General features: G+C 75.3%; 1 protein-coding gene and 1 pseudogene. Both read right to left on the minus strand.

Annotation, left to right across the window (positions count from 1 at the left end; translation table 11 throughout):
• Positions 1 to 1,255, minus strand: a pseudogene (locus tag C1I97_RS36235) (glycoside hydrolase family 65 protein); the annotation flags it as partial.
• A gap of 7 nt (positions 1,256 to 1,262) precedes the next feature.
• Positions 1,263 to 1,710 (minus strand): universal stress protein (locus C1I97_RS36240; protein ID WP_146608418.1); only part of this gene is annotated, 448 nt, incomplete at its 5' end.

A 1,710-nucleotide genomic window follows, 5' to 3' on the forward strand; every position in this document is an offset into this window, starting at 1 on the left:
GAAGCCAGCGCCCCGAGCGGGGGTTGAGGTGCAGCCGCGGGGACTCCTCCCGGCCGTCGCTGCCGCTCTGCCACGGATACATCGCGCCGCGCAGGCCGGCCGCGCGCGCCGCCGAGCGGGCCCGCTCCAGGCGCCGGTGGCGGTAGTGCAGCAGGGCCCGGGAGACCTCCGGGAAGTGCAGGTTCAGATACGGCAGGACGAACAGCTCGTCCCAGAAGACATGACCGCGGTAGGCCTCGCCGTGCAGCCCGCAGGCGGGCACCCCGACGTCCAGGTCGGCGGTGTGCGGGGAGAGGGTCTGCAGCACGTGGAACAGGTGCAGGCGCAGGATGCGCCCCGGCTCCCCGGGCACCTCGATGCCCGCCCGGCGCCACAGCTGGTCCCACGCCGTCAGGTGGGTCCGGAGCAACTCGTCGAAGCCGGGTGCCGCGCCCACCCGGTCGACCGCGGCCCACAGCGGGTCGCTGATGGCGGGGTCGTGGGAGGTGTGCAGCGCGGCCGTCTTGACGACGGTGACGGTACGGCCCGGCTCCAGCCGCAGCCGCACCCGCTGGACCGCGCGCGGGTGCTCGTGCCAGGTGGTGATCTCGCCCTCGCAGGTCAGGCGGGTGGCCATGCCGATCCGGATGTCGGAGGTCCGGGTACGGCAGCGCAGCCACACGGTGCCGGGGGCGGCGGTGCCGGAGTGCACATGGGTGAGGTGCCGGCCCTCCAGGTCCCGGTAACGCCGCACGCCGGCGTTGGTGACGCCGCCGTCGACGGCCGCCTCGACCTCGAGGTCCGCCGTGAAGCCGTCGGCGGTGAACTCGGTGCGCAGCGCCGCCAGGTACGCGTCGGCCATGTGCACGATCCGCTGCTGGCGCACGATCAGCGACCGCCCGTCGCCGAACCCGTACCGGGTACGGCGCTCCAGCAGGCCCGAGTCCAGGTGGAGGACCTGGTGATGGCCGAGGACGGTCGCGGTGTCCGGGGTGAGCCAGGGGCCGTCCGCGAGGCGGAAGCGCAGCGGCAGCCAGTTGGGGACGTTGACCATGTCCTCGTTCTCGACCCGGCGGCCGGCGACGCGGGAGACGAGCCGGTTGTAGCACCCGGCCACGTAGGTGCCCGGATAGTGCACCTCGTCCGCGGCGCACTCCGGCAGGGCACCGCGGGTGGCGAAACGGCCGTTGCCCAGCGTGCACAGCGCCTCCCGCAGTCGCTCCTGCGCGGGGTCGTAGCCGTCGTACGCCCACGTTTCGGCCGTCGCCGCCGTCACCGGGCCGTCACACCCGCTGCGGCACGACCGCCACCGGGCACTGCGCGTGGTGCAGCAGCGCGTGGGCCGTCCGGCCCAGCTGGAGCCCGGGGTGCCCCGCCCTGTGCCGCGTTCCGACGATCACCAGGTCGGCGGCGGCCGAACGGTCCACCAGCACCCTGTGCGCCGGCCCTTCGACCGTCGCGGGGCGCAGCCGTACGTCCGGATGCCCGGTCCTCGCCTCCCGCAGCAGCTCCTCCAGCAGAGCGGAGGCCCACTCCTCGGGCCCGCCGCGGGCCGGGCCGTCGGAGGGCGCCTGGAACGCGGGGCGGCGCCAGGCCCGTACGACGTCGAGGACGCAGCCGCGTGCCCCGGCCTCCCGGAACGCGAACCGCACCGCCTCACCGCCGGTCTCGGGCCCGCCGGCACCGAGCAGGATCCGCTCGTGCGAGCCGGCCAGGCCCGCCTTGTCACCG

Origin of the sequence: Streptomyces sp. NTH33, from assembly GCF_003236365.1 — a bacterium.
GTDB lineage: Bacteria > Actinomycetota > Actinomycetes > Streptomycetales > Streptomycetaceae > Streptomyces.